Origin of the sequence: Methylobacterium oryzisoli (assembly GCF_046557895.1) — a bacterium.
GTDB classification, from domain to species: Bacteria; Pseudomonadota; Alphaproteobacteria; order Rhizobiales; family Beijerinckiaceae; genus Methylobacterium; species Methylobacterium oryzisoli.
Map to the genome: position 1 here is coordinate 184,383 of NZ_JBKIBX010000006.1, position 19,179 is coordinate 203,561.

The 19,179-nt window shown below is 71.8% G+C and carries 17 protein-coding genes and 1 riboswitch; of the genes, 8 read left to right on the forward strand and 9 right to left on the reverse strand.

Going from position 1 to position 19,179, the window contains the following annotated elements; all coding sequences use genetic code 11:
• Window positions 1–69: 69 nt before the first annotated feature.
• From rpoD to ACKUB9_RS08755, 8 genes are all read left to right on the forward strand, one after another.
• Window positions 70–2,067, forward strand: a complete 1,998-nt coding sequence (gene rpoD / locus ACKUB9_RS08720) for an RNA polymerase sigma factor RpoD (RefSeq protein ID WP_407520552.1) — start codon at window positions 70–72, stop codon at window positions 2,065–2,067.
• Window positions 2,068–2,104: 37 nt separating this feature from the next.
• Window positions 2,105–2,590 (forward strand): hypothetical protein, encoded by a 486-nt coding sequence (locus ACKUB9_RS08725; protein WP_407520551.1) that lies wholly within the window; start codon window positions 2,105–2,107, stop codon window positions 2,588–2,590.
• A gap of 4 nt (window positions 2,591–2,594) precedes the next feature.
• A complete protein-coding gene (locus ACKUB9_RS08730; RefSeq protein ID WP_407520549.1) occupies window positions 2,595–3,116 on the forward strand; it encodes a SitI3 family protein in 522 nt (173 codons plus the stop codon).
• A gap of 100 nt (window positions 3,117–3,216) precedes the next feature.
• Window positions 3,217–4,467, forward strand: a complete 1,251-nt coding sequence (locus ACKUB9_RS08735; protein WP_407520877.1) for an adenylate/guanylate cyclase domain-containing protein — start codon at window positions 3,217–3,219, stop codon at window positions 4,465–4,467.
• 27 nt (window positions 4,468–4,494) lie between these two features.
• Window positions 4,495–4,623, forward strand: a riboswitch (TPP riboswitch).
• 64 nt (window positions 4,624–4,687) lie between these two features.
• Window positions 4,688–5,899: a glycine oxidase ThiO gene (gene thiO / locus ACKUB9_RS08740; RefSeq protein ID WP_407520547.1), complete on the forward strand. Its 1,212-nt coding sequence runs from the start codon at window positions 4,688–4,690 to the stop codon at window positions 5,897–5,899.
• The gene (gene thiS / locus ACKUB9_RS08745; protein WP_407520545.1) at window positions 5,896–6,108 is read left to right on the forward strand and encodes a sulfur carrier protein ThiS; all 213 of its coding nucleotides are present in this window, start codon (window positions 5,896–5,898) and stop codon (window positions 6,106–6,108) included. The genes thiO and thiS overlap by 4 nt, the downstream gene beginning before the upstream one ends.
• Before the next feature lie 58 nt (window positions 6,109–6,166).
• Window positions 6,167–6,967, forward strand: a complete 801-nt coding sequence (locus ACKUB9_RS08750) for a thiazole synthase (protein WP_407520543.1) — start codon at window positions 6,167–6,169, stop codon at window positions 6,965–6,967.
• Between the two features lie 38 nt (window positions 6,968–7,005).
• Window positions 7,006–7,659 carry a thiamine phosphate synthase gene (locus tag ACKUB9_RS08755; RefSeq protein ID WP_407520541.1) on the forward strand — a complete coding sequence of 218 codons (654 nt, stop codon included), beginning with the start codon at window positions 7,006–7,008 and terminating at the stop codon, window positions 7,657–7,659.
• Between the two features lie 474 nt (window positions 7,660–8,133).
• Here ACKUB9_RS08755 and ACKUB9_RS08760 read toward each other — a convergent pair whose 3' ends face one another.
• The 9 genes from ACKUB9_RS08760 to ACKUB9_RS08800 form a co-directional block, all read right to left on the reverse strand.
• Window positions 8,134–9,786, reverse strand: a complete 1,653-nt coding sequence (locus ACKUB9_RS08760; protein ID WP_407520539.1) for a GMC family oxidoreductase — start codon at window positions 9,784–9,786, stop codon at window positions 8,134–8,136.
• Entirely contained in the window at window positions 9,726–10,535 is an 810-nt protein-coding gene (locus ACKUB9_RS08765) for a shikimate dehydrogenase family protein (RefSeq protein ID WP_407520537.1), read from the reverse strand. The genes ACKUB9_RS08760 and ACKUB9_RS08765 overlap by 61 nt, the downstream gene beginning before the upstream one ends.
• Window positions 10,536–10,544: 9 nt before the next feature.
• A complete protein-coding gene (gene fabG, locus ACKUB9_RS08770) occupies window positions 10,545–11,351 on the reverse strand; it encodes a 3-oxoacyl-ACP reductase FabG (RefSeq protein ID WP_407520535.1) in 807 nt (268 codons plus the stop codon).
• A 1-nt stretch (window position 11,352) separates the two neighbouring features.
• On the reverse strand, window positions 11,353–12,057 hold the full coding sequence (locus ACKUB9_RS08775; RefSeq protein WP_407520533.1) for an ABC transporter ATP-binding protein: 705 nt from the start codon (window positions 12,055–12,057) through the stop codon (window positions 11,353–11,355).
• Window positions 12,044–13,855, reverse strand: coding sequence for a branched-chain amino acid ABC transporter ATP-binding protein/permease (locus tag ACKUB9_RS08780; protein ID WP_407520531.1), 1,812 nt, complete (start codon window positions 13,853–13,855; stop codon window positions 12,044–12,046). Before ACKUB9_RS08780 ends, ACKUB9_RS08775 begins: the two co-directional genes overlap by 14 nt.
• 20 nt (window positions 13,856–13,875) lie before the next feature.
• The gene (locus ACKUB9_RS08785) at window positions 13,876–14,763 is read right to left on the reverse strand and encodes a branched-chain amino acid ABC transporter permease (protein WP_407520529.1); all 888 of its coding nucleotides are present in this window, start codon (window positions 14,761–14,763) and stop codon (window positions 13,876–13,878) included.
• A gap of 66 nt (window positions 14,764–14,829) precedes the next feature.
• Entirely contained in the window at window positions 14,830–16,035 is a 1,206-nt protein-coding gene (locus ACKUB9_RS08790; RefSeq protein WP_407520527.1) for an ABC transporter substrate-binding protein, read from the reverse strand.
• Window positions 16,036–16,345: 310 nt separating this feature from the next.
• Complete coding sequence (locus ACKUB9_RS08795; RefSeq protein ID WP_407520525.1) at window positions 16,346–18,088, reverse strand: acetolactate synthase catalytic subunit; 1,743 nt, start codon at window positions 18,086–18,088, stop codon at window positions 16,346–16,348.
• Window positions 18,085–19,164, reverse strand: coding sequence for a zinc-dependent alcohol dehydrogenase (locus ACKUB9_RS08800; protein ID WP_407520523.1), 1,080 nt, complete (start codon window positions 19,162–19,164; stop codon window positions 18,085–18,087). Before ACKUB9_RS08800 ends, ACKUB9_RS08795 begins: the two co-directional genes overlap by 4 nt.
• Window positions 19,165–19,179 lie beyond the last annotated feature (15 nt).

Here is a 19,179-nt window from a genome sequence, read left to right on the forward strand (position 1 = left end):
ATCGCGGTGCCGACGAGGCGGGGGGCTCCCCCGTTCCGGGCGGGCCGGCACCGGAACCATAGGCTGATCATGGCGACGAAGGCAACGGAACGAGAAGAGACCGAAGCGGCTCCCGAGCAGCAGACCGATGGACCGCTCCTCGACCTGACGGATGCCTCCGTCAAACGGATGATCAAGCTCGCCAAGAAGCGCGGCTACGTCACCTACGACGAGCTCAACGAGGTTCTGCCTCAGGAGGAGTTCACCTCCGAGCAGATCGAGGACGTGCTCGGGCAGCTCTCCGAACTCGGCGTGAACGTGGTCGAGGCCGAGGAGGCCGACGAGAACCAGGCCGAGGGCGGCGAGGCGACCGAGGACGAGGAGCCCGCCGAGGGCACCGAGGTCGCCGAGGTCGCGCAGACCCGGCCCGCGGTGCTGCGCACCGAGACCACCAAGGAGCCGACCGACCGCACGGACGACCCCGTGCGGATGTACCTGCGCGAGATGGGCTCGGTGGAGCTGCTCTCGCGCGAGGGCGAGATCGCCATCGCCAAGCGCATCGAGGCCGGGCGCGAGGCGATGATCGCGGGCCTGTGCGAGAGCCCGCTGACCTTCCAGGCCATCATCATCTGGCGCGACGAACTCGTCGACGGCCGGGTGCTGCTGCGCGACATCATCGACCTCGAAGCGACCTATGCCGGCCCGGACGGGCGCGGCGGACCCGCAGAGGGCGAGGCCGAGGCGGAGCCCGAGGGCGACGCGCCCGACGGCGACGTGCCGGCCCCCGAGCCCGACGGCGACGAGGACGACCTCGAGAACAACGTCTCGCTCTCGGCGATGGAAGCCGAGCTGAAGCCGCGCGTGCTCGAAACCTTCGACGCCATCGCCGACAATTACCGCAAGCTGCGCAAGGTCCAGGCCGACCAGGCCGAGACCCGCCTGCAGGGCGGCGACGCGAGCGAGAAGCAGGGCCGCCAGTACGCGGAGCTGAAGAACCGCATCGTCATCGACGTGAAGTCGCTGTCGCTCAACGCCAACCGCATCGAGGCGCTGGTCGAGCAGCTCTACGACATCAACAAGCGCCTGATCTCGCAGGAGGGCCGCCTGATGCGGCTCGCCGAGAGCCACGGCGTGTCACGCGACGAGTTCCTGCGCCACTACCAGGGCTACGAACTCGACCCGCACTGGGTCGAGCGCGTGGGCAGGCTCGGCGGCAAGGGCTGGAAGAACTTCACCGACCGCGGCGCCGACGGCATCCAGACCCTGCGCGAGCAGATCACCTCGCTCGCCTCCGAGACCGGCCTGGAGATCCAAGAGTACCGGAAGATCGTCCACATGGTCCAGAAGGGCGAGCGCGAAGCCCGCCAGGCCAAGAAGGAGATGATCGAGGCGAACCTCCGGCTCGTGATCTCGATCGCCAAGAAGTACACCAACCGCGGCCTGCAGTTCCTGGACCTGATCCAGGAGGGCAACATCGGCCTGATGAAGGCGGTGGACAAGTTCGAGTACCGGCGCGGCTACAAGTTCTCGACCTACGCCACGTGGTGGATCCGGCAGGCGATCACCCGCTCGATCGCCGACCAGGCCCGCACGATCCGCATCCCCGTGCACATGATCGAGACGATCAACAAGATCGTCCGCACCTCGCGTCAGATGCTGCACGAGATCGGCCGCGAGCCGACCCCGGAGGAGCTGGCCGAGAAGCTGGCCATGCCGCTGGAGAAGGTCCGAAAAGTCCTCAAGATCGCCAAGGAGCCGATCTCCCTCGAAACCCCGATCGGCGACGAGGAGGATTCCCACCTCGGCGACTTCATCGAGGACAAGAACGTCGTCCTGCCGATCGACGCGGCGATCCAGTCGAACCTGCGCGAGACCACCACCCGGGTGCTCGCCTCGCTCACGCCCCGCGAGGAGCGCGTGCTGCGCATGCGCTTCGGCATCGGCATGAACACCGACCACACCCTCGAAGAGGTCGGCCAGCAGTTCAGCGTCACCCGCGAGCGCATCCGCCAGATCGAGGCGAAGGCGCTGCGCAAGCTCAAGCACCCGAGCCGGTCGCGGAAGCTGCGGAGCTTCCTCGACAATTGAGGGCGGGCACCGGAGCGGCTGCCGGGGGGCGGGCGACGTGGCGATCGAGCACCACCTCGATCTCGATACGTCGCTCCCGGGCGAGGCCATCCGGTCGCTGCTGCTCTGGACCGGGCGCTACGTGGATGGAGGCGACTGGCACGACATCCGCCACGTTCTGAGCGGCAGCACGGTAGTGTCGATCCGCGGGAAGGCTCCGGGCGAGACGGGTTTCGGCGCGATGTTCGGCTGCCGGGCGACCTGCAGTCTCACCTTTCGGAGCCGTCGTGCGCCGGGCGGGGGCTGGACCTTCGAGCTCAGCACGGTGGCGGCCAGTGTCGCATTGCTGTCCGCGGTGCACGGGGACGCGCTCCTGACCCTCAACCCCGACCTGCCGGGGCTGCTCCGGCGCGGGGGCCGCACCGTGATCTCCCCCGATCTCGGCTCGCGCGGTCACCCGTGGTCTGTCGAACTGCCGGCGCGCCTGGCCGCGGCCGGGATCGCCGCCGAAACCGCCCCCATCCTGCCGGTCGCCCGGACGTAGTGCGATGGATGCGCGGTTCCCATGGGACGAACGCCTGTCCCACGTCCTGTACCTCGACCAATTCGCCGAGAGCGCCCCGGAGATCGCGGCGCCCCTGGCGGCGCTCGGCCCCCGCGTGGCGCAGGGGCGGACGGAGGTGACGGTCGAAACCGCGCTTCTGCGCATCGGCATCCGGCGGATCCACGCACGTGATCCGCTGGTCTGTCCCTGGGAAACCGAGATCGCGCCGAACTGGCGCGTCGCCTTCGCCCTCGGCGCGACGCCCGATCCAAGCCGGCCGACGGAGTGCTGGTCGCCCGCCAGCATCGAGGTCGTGTCAGGGGTCGTGGCCCTGCTGACCGCCTTTCCGGCGGCCGATGCCTTCCTGGTCGTGCATCACGACATTCCCGCGCTGATGCGGCGGCACGGCCGGCTCGTCCTGGCGCAGGCCCTCGCCTACGGCGGCGGCCTCTGGGATCCCGACGCGCATCCCTACCGCGCCATGGTGCGCCTGGACCACGCCGTGGAGTCGCTCGGGCCGTGGTGAGGGCGCGCTCCGGTGTCGCCGCGCCGGACGGCGCGAGCGGCCGATCCGTGCGGGGCGTCGAAGCCTTGCCTTGGCCGTAGCGCCCACCCATCTCCGGCTCATGCCCCGCGCCGCCCCCCCAGCTCCCGCCCAACACCCCACGGCCGCGGCGGACGGCTCGGAGGCCGGTGCCATTCCGATCGGCCTGTTTCGGGCCTGCGTCGCCCTGCGGGACTGGCTGCTCAGCGAGGGCGCGCGCATGCCAGAATCCGGCGATCTCCTGGCCGGGCTGGCCCAGCGCCTGAACGATCTCGGCATCCCGGTCGACCGGGCCACCACGGCGATCGACGCCCTGCATTCGGAATATACCGGCGTCGGCCGGTTCTGGACCCGGGAAGGCGGGGTCACCCTGCGGCTCTTCCCGCACGGGGAGGCCTCCGACCGGGCGCTCGCCGAGAGCCCCTTCGCGGTCGTCTACGCCACCGGCGAGTGGCTGCTCCTCGACCTCGACAAGACGCCCGACGACCGCTTCGGCATCGTCGCGGAGCTGAAGGCCGCCGGCTATCGCCACCACCTCACCATCCCGATCTTCTTCACCAACGGCACCAACAACGGCGTCACCTTCGCGACCCGTTCGCCCGCGGGTTTCTCGGCCGAGTCGATCGCCGTCCTGCGCTTCATCGTGCCGACGCTCTCGGCGGTGATGGAGATGCGCGGCCTCAACACCCGCCTCGATCAGGTGCTGCGCATCTACGTCGGCGACGGGCCGCACCACGCGATCCTGTCGGGCTCGATCCGGCGGGGGCAGGTGGAGCGCATCCGCTCGGCGATCCTGTTCGCCGACATGCGCAGCTACACCCACCTCACGCAGGCCCTGACGCCCGAGGCGTCGGTCGACTTGCTGAACACCTATTTCGACTGCCTCGTGCCGCCGATCGAGAGCGAGGGCGGCGAGGTGCTGAAATACATGGGCGACGGCCTGCTCGCGATCTTCCGCGAGACCGGCGACGGCCTCGGCGGCGCGGCCCAGAGCGCGCTCACCGCCGCCCAGACCGCGCTGCGGCGCCTGGACGAGGCCAACGCCGCCGCGCGCTTCCCCACCCGCATCAGCGCCGGCATCGCCCTCCATCACGGCGAGGCGGCCTACGGCAATGTCGGCTCGGGCGCGCGGCTCGACTTCACGGTGATCGGCCGCGACGTGAACCTCGCCAGCCGCCTCGCCAAGCTCAACAAGCTGCTGGCCGAACCGCTCCTGATGTCGAAGCCCTTCGTGGATTTTCTCTGGGGGGACCCGGAGCCGCTGGGCAGCCATCCCCTCGATGGCATCCCGGAAGAGATCGCGATCTACCGCCCGGCCCGGTCCGGCCATTGACGGCGGGCCGGGGCTCGCCCACATTCCGTCCGTTCCAGGGAGATCCCCGGCAAGGGGCTGAGACACCGCTGGAGCCGCCTTCGGGCTGCTCGGCGCGGAAATCCTTCGAACCTGATCCGGCTCATACCGGCGTAGGGATTGGACGGGGTCCGCAGACCCAGCGCTTCAGCGAAGAACGGGCGCAGCGTTCACTCTCTACGGGCCACCGTGGAGACCTTGGTTGCGTTCCTCCCCTGCATCCCCGATCGGCCGGCGCCGCGGCGAGGAGGCCGCCCCGGCGAACGACCGCCTGCCCGAACGCGCCGACGTCGCGGTGGTCGGGGCCGGGCTGATCGGCCTCTCGGTCGCGTGGCGCCTCGCGGCGGCCGGCCTGTCGGTCGCCGTGCTGGAGCGGGGCCGGGCGGGCGACGGCGCGAGCCTGGCCGCCACCGGCATGCTGGCCGCGGCGGCCGAGCACGAGCCGGGCGGCGATGCGCTGCTGCCCCTGGCGCTGGAGAGCCAGCGCCTCTGGGCCGGCTTCCGCGACGCGCTCGAAGCGGCCTCCGGCCAGACCATCGATTACCGGCGCGAGGGCACCCTGGTGATCGCGCTCGGCCGCGACGAGGTCGAGCGCCTGCGCTTCCGCCACGAGCTGCAGCGCCGGGCTGGGCTCGCGGCCGAGTGGCTGTCCGGCCCGCAGGTGCGTGCCCGCGAGCCGGGCCTGCGCCCCACCGTCACGGCCGGCCTCTTCTGCCCCGACGACCATCAGGTCGATCCCGCCCGCGTCATGACGGCGCTCCGGCGCGCGCTGCGCGCCGCCGGCGGGCGCCTCGTGGAAGAGTGCCCGGTCGAGGCGCTGGAGCGCGCGGGCGGGCGCGTCGTCGGCCTGCGCACCGCGGCGGGCCTGCTGCGGGCCGGCACCGTGGTGCTCGCCTCCGGCGCCTGGGCCGGTGAGGGAAGTCTGCTGCCCGACCTCGCCCTGCCGGTGCGGCCCCTCAAGGGCCAGTCGCTGGCCCTGCGGATGACGCCGCGCAGCGGGCGGCTCGACCACGTGGTCTGGACCGAGCAGATCCACATGGCGCCGAAGGGCGACGGCCACCTCATCGTCGGCGCGACCGTCGAGGAATGCGGCTTCGATCCGACGCTCACGGCCGGCGGCCTGTTCGCCCTGCTGGAGGGCGCGCGCCGCGCCTGTCCGGGCATCGAGGAGATGCCGGTCGAGGGGGTCTGGACCGGCTTCCGCCCGACCTCCGACGACGACGCGCCGCTCCTCGGCGAGGCGCTGCCGGGCCTCGTCCTGGCGGTGGGCCACCACCGCAACGGCTACCTGCTGGCACCCGTGACCGCCGGCTCCATCGCCGACCTGATCCTGCGCGGCGCGCTGCCGCCGGTGGCCGCTCCCTTCGGGCCGGAGCGGTTCCGCGCCGCCGACCGCCTGCGGGGTCACTCATGAGGCTGACCGTCAACGGCGAGCCCCGCGACTGCGAGGCCGAGACCCTCGACGCCCTCTGGCGCCAGGAGACGGCCGACCTCGACCTGCCCGGTCCTCAGGGCTTCGCCATCGCGCTCAACGGCGCCGTGGTGCGGCGGGGCGACTGGGCGCAGACCCGGCTCGCCGAAGGCGACCGGGTCGAGATCGTGCGGGCGATGCAGGGCGGGTGAGGCCCCCGCTCTCAGGCCCGACCGCGCGCACCGCGCGCCTGTTTTCGGAGTTGCGACAATGACCGACACCGTCACCCCCATCGCCCGCGAGACCGACGACGCCCTGGTGATCGCCGGCACGCGGCTGCGCTCCCGCCTGCTCATCGGCACCGCCGGCTACCCCACCCAGGCCATCATGGCCGAGGCGGTGCGGGCGAGCGGCGCCGAGGTGGCGACGGTGTCGATCCGGCGCGTGTCGCTGAAGGGCCACGGCTCCGACACGGTCTCGATGCTCGGGGGCTTCCGCTTCCTGCCCAACACCGCCGGCTGCGAGACCGCCCGCGACGCCGTGACGACCGCCGAACTCGCCCGCGAGGCGCTCGGCACCAACTGGATCAAGGTCGAAGTCATCGGCGACCGGGAAACGCTGTATCCGGACGTGGCCGAGACGATCGAGGCGACGCGCCAGCTGGTCGATGCGGGCTTCGTCGTCCTGCCCTACTGCAACGACGATCCGGTGGTGTGCAGCCGGCTCGCCGACCTCGGCGCGGCGGCCGTGATGCCGATGGGATCGCTGATCGGCTCCGGCATGGGCGTGGCGAACCCCGCCAACCTCGAACTGATCTGCCGCCGCTCCCCGGTGCCGGTGATCGTCGATGCCGGCATCGGCACCGCCTCCGACGCGGTGATCGCGATGGAGCTCGGGGCGGCGGCGGTGCTGCTCAACACCGCGGTGGCCAAGGCCGACGACCCGGTGCGGATGGCCCGCGCCATGCGCCACGCCGTCGAGGCCGGGCGCCTCGCCCATGGGGCCGGGCGCATCCCGCGGCGCGCCCGGGCCGAGCCGTCGAGCCCGCAACTCGGCCTCGTCGGGTCGTGATGCCTGCATCATGAATCCTGCATCATGACTCTCGGCGCATGAACCCGCTGCCCTCGCGGCTCCTCGTCGTCACGGACCGGCACGGGGCGGCGGTGCCGCTCGCCCGGCGCGTCGGCGCCGCGCTCGCGGGCGGCGCCCGCTGGGTCTGGCTGCGCGACCGCGACCTGCCCGAGGAGGAGCGCGCCGTCCTGGCGGCGGACCTGATCGGGCCGATCCGGGCGGCCGGCGGCCGGCTGACCATCGGGCGCGACGTCGCGCTCGCCGCGCGGGTCGGCGCGGACGGGGCGCATCTCGGCGAGGCCGCAGCCGTGGCCTCAGCACGGACGCGGCTCGGCGCGGGTGCGCTGATCGGCGTCTCGGCCCATTCCCTGCCGGACGTCGCGGCCGCGCGCGAGGCGGGTGCCGACTACGTCACCCTGAGCCCGATCTTCACGACCGCCAGCAAGCCGGGCTACGGCCCGGCGCTCGGCCTCGACGGAGTGCGCGCGGCGGTCCCTCTCGGCGTGCCGGTGATGGCGCTCGGCGGCATCGAGCCCGGAACGGCCCGCGCCTGCCTGGAGGCCGGGGCCGCCGGTGTCGCCGTCATGGGAGGCCTCATGCGGGCGGCGAGCCCGGACGAAGCGGCGCGCGACCTGCTCGACGCGCTGGATTTGGAACGGGACGCCCGGGCGCAGCCCGTCTCTCCGGGTTAGTGCAGTCGCAGAAGGCGAGAACCGATTCCGATACAGACGCTTGTGCCGAGCCGACGCGACGTCCCTCGCCGAGCGCGGGAACCCCTCTCGCGAGTGGGCCAGCGCATTTACACATCTCGAAGAATAAAAGTGTGACAATGACTTATACCAACGGCCCAGAATGCTGACGCATCGGGCAGTTGAATTATCTCGAATTTTCGACATCAAGCCAAGGGCTTGACGAAAATTCGAGAGCGGAACCAACGGTCATTGGAAATGACCGTTGGTATTAGCAGATCGGCCAATTTTCGGCGCCACAAGCTTGAGCGCAGCGAAGACCGCAATGAAATCAGCGGCCGACTCGCCAGGATCACGCTTCGAGCCGGGGTATCCGGGTGAGATGTCTGAATATGCTAGCCCGCACGGAAGAGGGATTCCTCGCGCTGCCAGCGCTTCATCGGGATCGGTCAGGACGAACGCCGCGTCACCGCCCGCTCACCCCGCCGCCCTGATCAGATCCGCCGCCTTCTCGGCGATCATGAACACTGCCGCCTGAGTGTTGCCCGAGACGATGTCCGGCATGATCGAGGCGTCGGCCACCCGCAGGCCCCGCACGCCCCGCACCCGCAGCTCCGGATCGGTGACCGCGAGAGGGTCCCGTCCCATCCGGCAGGTGCCGCAGATGTGGTAGATCGTCTGACCGTCGCGGCGGGCGAAGTCGAGCCAGTCGGCGTCGGTGCGGCAATCGGGGCCGGGGTTGAGTTCGTGCGCCCGGTAGGCGTCCATCGGCGCCTGCGCGACGATGTGCCGGGCGATCTTCATGCCCTCGATCATCGCGCGCCGGTCCTCCTCGGTGGCGAGGAAGTTCGGGCGGATCACCGGCGGCCGGAGCGGGTCGGGCGAGGCGGCGTGGATGCTGCCGCGCGATTGCGGGCGCAGCTGCGTCACGCCCACCGTCATGCCGGGCGCGACGTCGAGCTTGCGCTCGGCCGCGTTGGCGTAGCTCGCGTGCATGAAGAAGTACTGGACGTCCGGCCCCTCCAGGCCCGGCCGCGTGCGCACGAAGCCGTGGGCGAGACCGGTGCCGAGCGTCAGGATGCCCCGGCGCGTCGCCGCGTACTGCGCCACCGCGAGCGCGAGGCGGTAGCCGCGGGTCGCCTCGTTGAGCGTCACCGGCTGGCGCACCCGCCAGTTCATGCGGGTGCAGTAATGGTCGATGTAGTTCGCCCCCACCCCCGGCGACGCGTGGCGCACCGGCACGCCGATGCCCGACAGGATCGCCGGGTCGCCGATGCCGGAGAGTTCGAGGATCTGCGGCGTCTGGGCGGCGCCCGCGGCCAGGATCACCTCGGCGCGGGCCGCGAAATGCCGCTCCTCGCCGCCGATGCGGGCCACCACGCCGGTGGCGCGGTCCTCCGCGAAGGTGAGGCGCAGCACGTGCGCTTCGGTGCGCACCGCGAGGTTCGGGCGGCGCAGGGCCGGCGCCAGGTAGGCATCCGCCGCGGTGACGCGCCGGCCGCCGCGCTGGTTCACCTGATAATAGCCGAAGCCGTCCTGGCTGGCGGCGTTGTAGTCGGGATTGCGCGGGTAGCCCGCGGCCTCGGCCGCCGCGATGAAGGCCTCGGCGATGACGGGCCGCTCGGCCACCTCGACGATCGGGAGGGGACCGCCGCGGGCGCGCAGCGGGTCGGCCGGCCCGGTAAAATCCTCGATCCGGCGGAAGTACGGGAGGACGTCCTCGAAGCCCCAGCCGGTGCAGCCGGCCTGAGCCCATTGGTCGTAATCCTGCGGCTGCCCGCGGACGTAGATCATGCCGTTGATGAGCGTCGAGCCGCCGAGCCCCTTGCCCCGCGGCACCGCGATCACCCGACCCCCGGTCGCCTCCTCGGGCTCGGTCCAGAAGCGCCAGTTGTAGGCCGGGTTGGTGAGGAGCTTGCTGAAGCCGGCCGGAATCGTGATCCAGGGATGGCGCGCGCGGCCGCCCGCCTCCAGCATCAGCACCGAGCGGCTGCCCGAGGCGCTGAGCCGGTCGGCGAGCACGCAGCCCGCCGTGCCGCCGCCGACGATGATGAAGTCGAAGGTCTCCGTCACCGCGCGGCGTCCCCGTCCAGCGCCCCCATGTGCTGCGCCATCAGGACGATCTGGCATTCCAGCATCGGCCGCCCGCGCTGGATGCGGCAGCCCGCCTCCTCCGCCGCCCGCAGGAGCGGCGTCATCTCGGGTTCCATGATCGCCTCGGCCACGAAGGGACGCCCCGCGAGCAGGGCCGGATCGAGGGGGAGGGGGTCGTCGGAGCGCATGCCGAGCGAGGTGCCGTTGACGAGGAGGTGGTGCGCACCCCCACCCGGATCGGTGGCGAGCGAGAGGCCGGGATGGGCGGCGGCGAGGCGCGCGAGCAGCCCGTCCGTGCGGGCGGGGGTGCGGTTGACCACCGTGAGATGCGCGATGCCGGCGCCGGCCAGCGCGAAGGCGATGGCGCTCGCCGCCCCGCCCGCGCCCGCCAGGCACACCCGCTTGCCCGCCGGGTCCTCGCCCGAGGCGCGCAGGGCCGCCACGAAGCCGAGGCCGTCGAGCATGGTGCCGATCATCCGCCCGTCGGGGTCGCGGCGCACGCAATTGACCGCGCCGACGCCGCGCGCGTCGGGCGAGACCTCGTCGCAGAGATCGAGCATCGCGGTCTTGTGCGGCACGGTGGCGATGAAGCCGCCGAAGTTCCGCATCCGGCGCAGCCCCTCCACCGCCGCCGCGAGGCCGTCGGGCGCCACGTGGAACGGCACCAGCACGCCCGCGACGCCGGCCTGCGCGAAGAGCGCGTTCATCACCTGGGGCGTCTTCACGTGGTAGATCGGGTCGGCCAGGATCCCGTAGACGCGGGTGGTGCCGGTGATCTCGCGCATGCGCGGTCCTCAGGTCATGTAGAGGCCGCCCGCGACGTCCACGGTCTGGCCCGTGACGAAGCTCGCCTCGGCGGAGGTGAGGTAGAGGGCGAGGTCGGCCACCTCCTCGGGCTGGCCGAGGCGCTGCATCGGGGTGAGGCGGGCCTGCTCGGCGTTCACCGCCTCGCCCACGCCGCGCACCATCGGGGTCTCGATGCGGCCCGGCGCGATGGCGTTGACCCGGATGCCGAAGGGCCCGAGTTCCGCCGCGAGGTGCTTGGTGAGGCCGATCAGGGCGGCCTTGGAGGCCGCGTAGTGGCAGGCCACGATCGGCGAGTAGGTCTTGCCGGCCACCGACGACAGGTTGACGATCCAGCCGCGCCCCGCCTCGCGCATGGCGGGGCTGAGCGCCCGCACGGTGTGGAAGCAGCCCGAGAGGTTGACGGCGATCACCCGGCTCCACTCGGCCGGGTCCATCTCCCAGACCTTGTGGGCCACGCCGTCGTGCTTGGGCGAGATGCCGGCGTTGTTGATCACCGTGTCGAAGGGGCCGTCGAGGGCGAGCGCCGCCTCCGCGAGCCGCGTCTCGACCTCGGCGTAATCGGCGACGTCGAGCAGCAGCGCCAGCGCCCGCCCGCCCGCCGCCTCGATGGCCTGCACGGTCTCGGCGACGTCTTCGCGGTTCACGTCCGCCACGCCGACCTGCGCGCCGCGGGCGGCGAAGCCCGCCGCGATGGCCCGGCCGATGCCGCGCCCGGCCCCCGTCACCAGCACGCGCCGGCCCGCATGGCTCGGCCGTCCGGCGATGCTCGCCGGGTTCGTCTCGCGTTCGCTCATCTCAGATCCCCAGATAGGCCCGCCGGACGTGGTCGTTGTCGAGGAGCGCCTTGGCCTCGTCCCGCAGCACGATCTCGCCGTTCTCCAGCACGTAGCCGCGATCGGCGACCTGGAGCGTGTGGAAGACGTTCTGCTCCACGATCAGGACCGTGACGCCGCTGCGCACGATCCGGTCCACCACCGCGAAGACCTGGGAGACGATGATCGGCGCGAGCCCGAGGGAGGGCTCGTCGAACATCAGGAGCTTGGGCCGCGCCATCATGCCCCGCGCGATGGCGACCATCTGCTGCTCGCCGCCCGAGAGCGAGCCGGCATTCTGGTCGAGGCGCTCGCGCACCCGGGGAAACAGCTCCAGCACCTCCTCCAGGGTCTCGGCCTGCCGCGGCCGGGCGGCGCGGCGGTAGGCGCCCATCAGCAGGTTCTCGCGCACGCTCATCTCGGGAAAGAGCTGGCGGCCCTCCGGGATCAGCGTGACGCCCCGCTCCACCATCTCGTGGCCGGACAGGCGCGTGACGTCCTGCCCCTCGAAGGTGATGCGACCGGCGGTGGGGGTGAGAAGGCCCGCGATGGTGCGCAGCGTCGTGGTCTTGCCGGCACCGTTCGCCCCGATGATCGTCACCACCTCGCCGGCCGCGACGTCGAGCGAGACGTCGTGCAGGATGGTGGTGGCGCCGTAGCCCGCGTGGACGCCCTCAAGCCTGAGCATGGACGAACTCCTTGCCGAGATAGGCTTCGACGACGACCGGGTCGCGGACCACCTCCTGCGGTTTGCCCTCGGCGATGATCCGCCCGGAATTGAGCACGATCACCCGGTCGGAGAGCGACATCACCGCCTGCATCACGTGCTCGATGGCGATGATGCTGACGCCGCTGTCGCGGATCGACAGCATCAGGTCGATGGCCCGGCGCACGTCGGTCTGGTTGATGCCGGCCATCACCTCGTCGAGGAGGAGGACGCGCGGCTGCATCGCCATCACGCGCGCCACCTCCAGCCGCTTGAAGCCGCCGATGGTGAGGCCGCGCGCCTCGACGTCGAGCCAGGGGCCGAGGCCCATCCGGTGGGCGGTCTCGCGCGCCACCTCGCGGGCCTCCCGCACGTCCGCGTGCCGGTGGAAGGCCCCCACCATGATATTTTCCTCGACCGTCATCGCCGCGAAGGGCTGGACGATCTGGAAGGTGCGGCCGACCCCGAGGCCGGCGAAATCCGCGGGCGTCACCGGCTGGTGCCACGTGCCGTCCGGGCCACGCACGCTGACGCGGCCCTGGTCGGGCTGCAGGAAGCCCGAGATCATGTTGAAGACCGTGGTCTTGCCGGCACCGTTCGGGCCGATCAGCCCGAGGATCTCGCCCTCCCGCAGGGTGAAGCCGACGTCGTTGGTGACGTGCAGGCCGCCGAAATGCTTCTGCAGCCCCTCGACGCGCAGGATGTCGGCGCCGATGGCGGGGCGCGCCGCCGCGGCCGCCGGTGCGGCGGGGGCCGCCTGCGCCCCGCGGGAGGCCGGGCGGCGCCCGAGCCGGGCGACGAGCCCCATCAGCCCGTTCGGCATGAACAGCACGACCAGCATCAGCACGAGGCCGTAGACGAGACCGTGCAGCCCCAGCGCCTTGGCGCCGAGCCAGCCGCGGGCGAGTTCGGTGATCGGCACGAGGAGCACCGCGCCCAGCAGCGGCCCGAACACCGTGCCGATGCCGCCGATCAGGGCGAACATCGCGATCTGGATCGAGAGCGTCAGCGAGAACATCGCCGCCGGCTCGATGTAGGTGAGGTACATCGCGTGGAAGGTGCCGACGATCGCGGTCAATCCGCCCGAGACCGCCACCGCGACGAGGCGCACCCGCACGGTGTCGACGCCGGCCGCCTGCGCGGCGGATTCGCGTTCGCGCGTCGCCACGAGGTAGTAGCCGAGCCGGCGCCAGCGCACGAACCACGCCACCGCCAGCGTCGCGAGCAGCAGGCCGAAGGCGATGGCGAGCTGCGGCGGGCGCTCGCGAAACACCATCCACTCCCAGCCGAGCTTGAGCGGGATCATCAGCCCGGTCGCGCCGCCCGTGACCTCGCGGAAATGCAGGGCGAGGACGCGGAAGACCTCCAGGAAGGCGATGGTGGCGAGCGAGAAGAACGGGCCGCGCAGGCGGAAGCACGGATAGCTGATCGCCACCGCGACGATCACCGCCAGCGCCGCCCCGGCGAACATCCCGAGCCACGGCGTGATGCCGAGGCCGGCGAGGATCACCCCCGCATAGGCGCCGATGCCGTAGAAGATGCCGTGGCCGAGCGAGAGCTGGCCGGTGAAGCCGCCGACGATGTTCCAGGCGGTCGAGAGCGCGGCGAAGACGCAGATCGTGATGAAGACGTGGTAGACGAAGGCGTTGTCCACCACGACCGGGAGCACCACCAGCGCCGCCAGCACCAGGGCGAGCCCGGCGGCCTGCCAGCGCGGCAGCGCGGGCGCCCCGGTCGGGGGAGCGAGCGGGACGTTCGTCGTCGGGGAGACGGTCCTCATGACTTCCCTCATGGCGGCCCTCATGGCGACACGTGCGCGAGCTTGAGCCGCGAGCCGAACAGGCCGGAGGGCCGCAGGATCAGGATCAGCAGGAAGACGCCGAACACCGCGATTTCGCGCATGTCCGAGCCGACGTAGAATCCCGCCACGCTGTCGATGAGCCCGATCAGCAGCGAGCCCGCGAAGGCGCCGCCGATGGAGCCCAATCCCCCCAGCACCACCACCACGAAGGCGGTGAGCACGAAGTAGGTGCCGCTGTTGGGCGAGGTCGGGTAGAGCGGTGCCACCAGCACCGCGGCGACGCCCACGCAGGCCGCGCCGATGCCGAAGGTGAGCGCGTAGATGCGCTTCACGTCGATGCCCATCAGCTCCGCCGCGGCGCGGTTCTGCGCCACCGCCCGGATCGCCCGGCCGGTCTGGGTGCGGGCGAGGAAGAGCTGCAGCCCGACCACCAGCGCGATCGCCGCGAGGAAGATCACGATCTGCCCGGCGAGCACCCGCACGGGGCCGATCTCGACCGGCGCGCGCAGGCCGTGCGGGGGCGTGTTGGCGATGTCGGCCCCGAAGACGAGCAGCGCGAGGTTGATCAGCGCCGTCGACAGGCCGACGGTGGCGAAGATCTGGATGTGGTCGTCGCCCGACGCCATCAGCGGCTGGATCAGCAGCCGCTGGGTCAGCGCGCCCAGGACAAAGAGCACCGGCACCACCGCGATCACCGCCACGAAGGGGTGCAGGCCCAGCGCGCCGGTGACGAGGTAGGTCCCGTACATCCCGACCATCAGGAACTCGCCGTGGGCGAAGTTCACGACCTTGACGATGCCGAAGATCAGCGTGAGCCCGACGCTCACGATGGCGAACAGGCCGCCGAGCATCAGGCCGTTGGCGAGTACCTGCAGGAGGATGTCCATGCGCGCCTCGGCGACAGGGTGTCATCGGGAACGGCGGCGGGGTCGTCCCGCCGCCGTGGGATCGACCTACTTGCGGAACTGCATCGGCGAGACCGCCGCCGCGTCCGGGTAGACCGTGACGAGCTTGCCGTTCTGCCACTGCATGCCCATCATCGCGGCCCGCTCGTTCTGGTTGTTCTGGCCGAACTTGAAGCCGTAGCCGACCGCGGTCGTGCCCGCCTGGACGTCAAGGTTCTTCATCGCCTTGGTGATCGTGTCCGGCGTGAAGCCCTTCGTCTTGTTCAGCTCCTGCAGGATGAGCTTGGCCCCGACATAGTTGTTGAGCGAGTGGCCGGAGCGCGGGTTGCCGTTGTACTTCTTCTTGTAGGCCTCGACGAAGCCATCGATGCCCGGCGTGTACTTGGTGTTGACGAGGAACTGGGTGAAGTCGGTGTCGAGCACGCCCTCGATGACGCCGTGGCCGACCGCGTCGGCGGTGGGCTGCATCGAGTAGCCGCCGCCCCCGCCGATGATCGCGCCGGGCTTGAAGCCGGCCTCGTTGGCCTGCTGCAGGAAGAGCACGGAATCGTTCTGGTAGGAGGTCTGCAGCACGAGATCGACGCCGCGCCGCTTCAGGTCGAGGACCAGCGACGACATGTCGACCGTCGAGGCCGGGTAGGCCTGCGAGGTGACGACGTTCAGCTTGGCGGCCGCCGCGTACTTTTTCTGGTGGCCGGCCACCGAGGTACCGTAGTTCGAATCCTCGTGGATGATCCCGATCTTCAGCTCCTCGGGCTTCTTGCCGAGGCCGCCCGCGACCTTGTTGACGATCATCTCGACCGCGAGCTTGGCCATGTCCTCGGCCGTCGGGTTGGTGCGGTAGAGGAACTTGAGGCCGCGGCCCGTGACCTCGTCGGCCACCGCGCCGAGCTCGAAATACGGCACGCCCGCGAGTTCGGCCACCTGGCTCGCCGCGATCGAGCGGGCCGAGGAGTAGGTGCCGAACAGGGCCACCACCCGCTCCAGCGAGATCAGGCGGCGCGCCTCGCCGATCGCCTGGTTGTTGTCCACGGCGTCGCCGCGCACCAGCACGACCTTCTCGCCCTGCACGCCCCCGGCCGCGTTGATCTCCTCGACGGCGAGTTCCAGGCCCCGGGCGCTCTCCTCGCCGAGCAGGGCGAGCTGCCCGCTGAACGGGTAGAGCGCGCCGAACTTCACGTCGGCCCGCGCCGCGCCGGCGGCGAGCCCCATCACGACGGCGGCGACCGATGCCGCCACGACAGACTTCCTCATGGTTCCTCCCTCCGATCCCGCGGGCTCCGATGCCCGTCTCGACAACCAGCTTGTCCGCTCCGCCTCCGCTCGGAAGCCGGGACGCGGGATCCCCTCTCCCGTGCGGGAGAGGGGTAGGGGTGAGGGTCCCGGGAGGGGGGCAGTAAGTATCCGGAACGCTGCCGCTACCAGCACCACGCTTCGTACTTGAGCCTGAACCCTTCCGCTCCCCTCACGACGCTCCGTGCTTCAGTGCGGCTCCACCTGGACCCTCACCCCTGCCCCTCTCCCGCACGGGAGAGGGGTTCCCCGCGCCCTTCGCCCGAGTAGATCAATACGCCAGCGCGTCCTTGCCCTCGAAGCTGGTGATCGGCGGGTAGGCCCGCTGGTCGGTCACCACGTCGATCACCGTCACACCGTCCGCCGCCAGCGCGGTGCGCAGCGCCTCGGCGAGGTCGCCCGGGCGCTCGATCCGCACGCCCGCGCAGCCGCAGGCCCGGGCGATCGCGGCGTGGTCCACCGCCTCGAAGTGGCAGACATCGGTGAAGTTGCCGAACAGCGAGAGTTCGGCGTGCTTCTGGTAGCCGAGGATCTGGTTGTTGAGCACGACCAGCACCACCGGCAGCTTCATGCGCCGGGCCGTCTCCAGCTCCGACCAGACGTGGCCGAAGCCGCCGTCGCCGGTGACGCAGATCACCGGCGCGTCGGGCCTGGCGACCTTCGCGCCGAGCGCGAAGGGCAGGCCCCAGCCCAGGCCCGCGATGCCGCGGGGCGTCAGGAATCGCTGCCCGGCCTTGCGGGCGGTGAGGAAGTTCGCGATCCAGATCGAGGCGTAGCTCGCATCCGCCACCGCGATCGTCTCCGGCGTGAGCACCGCGTCGATCTCGGCCAGGATGCGCTCGGGGCGCACCGGCACCGCGTCGAGGTCCACGAGGCGGGCCATGTCCTCGCGATGGTGCTCCCGCGCCGCGGCGATCCGGGCTTCGAGGGCGGCGCGGTTCCCCTGCGACCCCGGCAGCCCGCTCCCCTGCAGCGCCTCGGTCAGGGCCGCCAGCGTCAGCTTGGCGTCGCCCGCGAGCCGCAGGGCCTCGTAGTTGCGCCCGATCTCGGCGCCGTCCACGTCGATGTGCACGTAGCGGGCGTCGCGCGGGTAGAGCGACCAGCTGTCGGTGCCGTTCTGGTTCGCGCGGTTGCCGACGAGAACCACCACGTCGGCCCCCGTGACCACCTCGCGCAGATGCGCCGAGCGGCCGCGCGGGGCCATGAAGTAGCCGACGACGCCGAGCGAGAGCGGGTGCGTCTCGTCCACCGCGCCCTTGCCCATCACGGTGGTGCCGACCGGCAGGCCGAGCGCCTGGAGGGCGGCGAGTTCGGCGCTCGCGCCCGAGGAATGGACGCCGCCGCCCGCGATCACCAGCGGGCGCTCGGCCCCCGCGATCAGGGCGGCCGCCTCGGCGATGCGGGCCGGGTCGGCCACCGTGCGGTCGAGCGGATAGGTGCCGAGGCTCGCCGCGCGGCGCGGCGCCACCGCGTCGATCTCCGCCCGCTCGTCGAGCACGTCGAGGGGCACCAGCAGCACCGCCGGGCCGGGCCGGCCGCTGGCGGCCGCCGCGAAGGCCATGTCGACGTAGTCGTCGATCCGGCCCGGATCGCCGATGCGGCGCACCCACTTCGCCACGCCCGAGAACAGCGCGAAATGGTCGAGTTCCTGAAAGGCGTTCTTGTCCGTGAAGCGCCGGTTCACGTCCTGCACGATGGCGACGACGGGGATCGAGGCCTTCAGCGCCTCGGCGAGGCCGGGGACGAGCAGCGTCGCGGCCGGGCCGTTCTGCGCCGCCACCACGCCGACCCGCCCCGAGACGCGCGCGAAGGCATCCGCCATCGCGGCGCCCGCGTTCTCGGTCCGGTAGCCGACCTGCCGGATGCCGTAGGACGGGGCGGCCAGAAAAAGGGCCGAGGGGATGCTCTGGCCGAAAACCTCCCGCACGCCGTGCCGCTGCAGGGCGCTCGCCAGCACGTCGGCGCCGGTCATGTTGCCCCCGGAGGTCGGGGCGGGCTTCACCGCGATGGTCATGCGCGTGTCCTTGTCCGGGGGTTGAGGCCGTCGGCCGCCTCGGGTCGGTCCGGCACCAGCAGGACCTTCACGGCCCTGCGGCTGCGGGCGAGTTCGAACGCCGCGATCCCGTCCGAGAGCGGGCGCCGATGGGTGATGAGGGGCGAGAGCCTTTCCGCATGCGCGGCGAGAAGCCGGATCGCCTCGTCGAGGGCGGATGCGGTGGTGTCGTGGGCGGCGCGGAGCTGCTTCTTGCTGCGCACGAACCCGGTGAGGTCGAGGCTGAGCGGGCCGGAATGGATGCCCGCCACCACCATGATGCCGCCCGAGCGCAGGATGCCGAGGCCGTCCGCCACGGAGCGCGCCACGCCCGTCGCCTCGATCACCCGGTCGGCCGGGCCGCCGAAGACCCGCGCCACGGCCGCCTCCAGGTTTTCGCCGCGCAGGTCGACCGCCTGCGCGATCCCGATCTCGCGGGCCTTCGCGAGGCGCATCTCGTCGTCGAGGCCGGCGAGCAGCACCCGGGCGCCGCGCTCCTGCGCCACGAAGGCGATGCCGAGCCCGATCGGGCCGGGGCCGAGCACCACCACGCGGTCGCCCGGCCGCAGCTCGGCCACGTCCACGGCGTTCACGGCGACCCCGAGGGGCTCGGTCAGGGCGGCGACGTCGAGGGGCAGGCCCGCGGGCAGGAGGCGGCAATTGGCGGCCGGGACCGTCACCGCGTCGGCGAAGCCGCCATCCGCGTGCAGGCCGATGATGGTGCGCGCCGAGCACTCCTGCGGCCGGCCGGCGCGGCAGGCCTCGCAGGCGCCGCAGGTGATGGTGGGCCAGCACGTCACCGGGTCGCCGGGCGCGAGGCCGGACACGCCCGCGCCCACCGCCCGCACGGTGCCGGCGAATTCGTGCCCGAGCGTCACGGGCAGCGCCTGCGCCATGAAGGCGTAGCCGGGGGTCCATTCGTAGGCGTGGACGTCGCTGCCGCAGATCCCGGCCGCCGCGACGTCGATCGTCACGAGGCCCGGACCGGGATGGCCGGGGGACGCGACCTCGGCGAGGTCGAGCCCGAACGCGGCGGTCGACTTTCGCAGCGCGATCATGTTCCTCCCTGGGTG